Origin of the sequence: Okeania sp. SIO2B9, assembly GCF_010672505.1 — a bacterium.
Lineage (GTDB): Bacteria > Cyanobacteriota > Cyanobacteriia > Cyanobacteriales > Microcoleaceae > Okeania > Okeania hirsuta.
This window is the reverse complement of sequence record NZ_JAAHGK010001346.1, coordinates 1-2,008: the sequence shown is the minus strand read 5'-3', so window position 1 is coordinate 2,008 and position 2,008 is coordinate 1. Positions and strand designations below refer to the sequence as shown.

General features: G+C 33.3%; 2 protein-coding genes. One reads left to right on the top strand and one right to left on the bottom strand.

Annotated features, from left to right (window positions below; all coding sequences use genetic code 11):
* The first annotated feature begins 218 nt into the window (after nucleotides 1-218).
* Complete coding sequence (locus F6K13_RS30580) at nucleotides 219-629, top strand: hypothetical protein (RefSeq protein WP_287289485.1); 411 nt, start codon at nucleotides 219-221, stop codon at nucleotides 627-629.
* Between the two features lie 846 nt (nucleotides 630-1,475).
* Here the strand turns inward: F6K13_RS30580 and F6K13_RS30575 are convergent.
* On the bottom strand, nucleotides 1,476-1,829 hold the full coding sequence (locus F6K13_RS30575) for an STAS domain-containing protein (protein ID WP_124145448.1): 354 nt from the start codon (nucleotides 1,827-1,829) through the stop codon (nucleotides 1,476-1,478).
* Nucleotides 1,830-2,008: the final 179 nt, after the last annotated feature.

Here is a 2,008-nt window from a genome sequence, read left to right as displayed (position 1 = left end):
GCTGATGTTTAGCCTGGGGTGTTTTATTGGAAATATCCATACCCACTTCCAGGGTGTGAGCGAACGCTTCACTTTTGACGAGGATGCCGGAGCCATTGGTTTTGGAGCCAGTACCTCTTTGGGCTTTGTTCCGGCACTGCGATCATTTATGTTTAGCTACTACGATTTGTTAGGAGGAGAATTATACGGATATGGTATTGGCGATATCGTAAAGCGATGTGAGTTCTGGCGCAGCTTTATTGTTAACTGTTTTACGTCCTGCTATACGTTTATATCAATATTTAGTGGTACGATTATCGATGATTCGTCGAGAATTATTGCATCCTCGTGCAGATATTATTGAACTTAGAAATCGCTTTGTAAATATCGAAAAAACTGTTGAATATCTAGGAACACAACTAAGTATTGAAAATCCAGAATCTTTTAGATCGAAACAACAGCAACACTCCGAAATAACAAGAAAAGAATTCAGTCGTTTAGCAGTGACAATAGAAGATTTAAGAAATACAAACCAAGCAGAACATCATCAGTTAGCTAGAGATTTTGAAAAAGCAATATCGAGACTTTCAACAGATGGGAAATTTCTTAATCATGTGCAGGAAATAATTCGGTTTATCAAAGAAGCTTAATGAGATATTTATTTTCAATCTTTTCCGAACCCGATATTCAATAATTAACAATTAACAATTAATAATTACCTCTCCTGAAAACGAATAGGATTGGCAAACAGGATTTTTTTGATTTATTTCTTCTTCAAAGAAGAGGCTTTATATAGCAAGGAAAGAGTTGGTTAGGACAGAGATTGATGATGAACCTGAGACAGAAATTACCACTGTTCCCTGTTCCCTGTTCCCTGTTCCCTGCTATAGTAGTCGAAGGAAAGGGCGCGGACATATCAAAAGCTTAAAACTCAGACAACACAATATTTTTCCTTCTTTCCTAGATAACTAAAGCCTTCTTCCTTCTGCTTTAAACCTTAATTATTCAGTAAATTATGGAGTTTTTTATCATCTTCTCAAACTATTAAACTTTATCAATAAAGCCAAATAATCGTAACACTTCTATCTGAGAAACAGGGATTAAGCAAAAAAAAATCTTAATCTATTACAGGAAAAAGGTTTACCACAAAAAAACTAAGTCTAGCTAACTTAATATATACCTAAATCTGTCCTGATTAAGACCAACTGATTTTGACTTTAATCTATATTTAACTTGTCATTAGACTTCAGATAAGCTGAAGCTTTGTTGCAAAATTTAGATTTAATTTTCTTTAGTAAAAAATTCTAGATTTTATTTGAAACCAGAAACTTCTTCCTCATCATTTTTATTAGATACACCCCTTTGGATCTAGTTGGATCTAGAAAATATTTGAAAGAAATTTTAAATTAATCAGGAACCTATGGAAGAAGATTTAATCTACCACTTAAAATACTTGAATCCAAAATCTTAAGATACTAACTCTAAAATTAAAAATTTTAGTTTTTGCTTTGGGCCTGAAGATTTGTATTAGGTTCAATAGAGGCTTTATCAAATTCTTCTCGGTTAGGAAATATATCAAAAACTCGATCCATACTTGTTAACTCAAACAGAATTCTAACTTGTTCATTAATAGAACATACAACTAATTGACTTCCAGCAGCTCTAACAGTTTTGAGCGCTAAAACTAAAGCACCTAAGCCAGAGCTATCCATAAAAGTTACATCTTTAAAATCTATCAAAATAATATCTGCTCCAGCTTCAACTTGCTCACTAATTTCTTGGCGAAATTCAGTAGCCTTAGTGCCGTCTAAAATGCCATTAGGTTGAATATACTTAACCACAGTACTCATATTTTCTAGAAGCTATGACTCTAACTATTAACAAACCTAGCCTAGTATACCTCATTACTGAGATTAAGTCCAAGTATATTGATAAGTAACTCAAAAGTAATTACCATATAAGCTTTTCTGTTGTTTGATTTAATTGATAGGACTAACTTTGGCACGGAATAGTAGTTTACCTCCCTGTC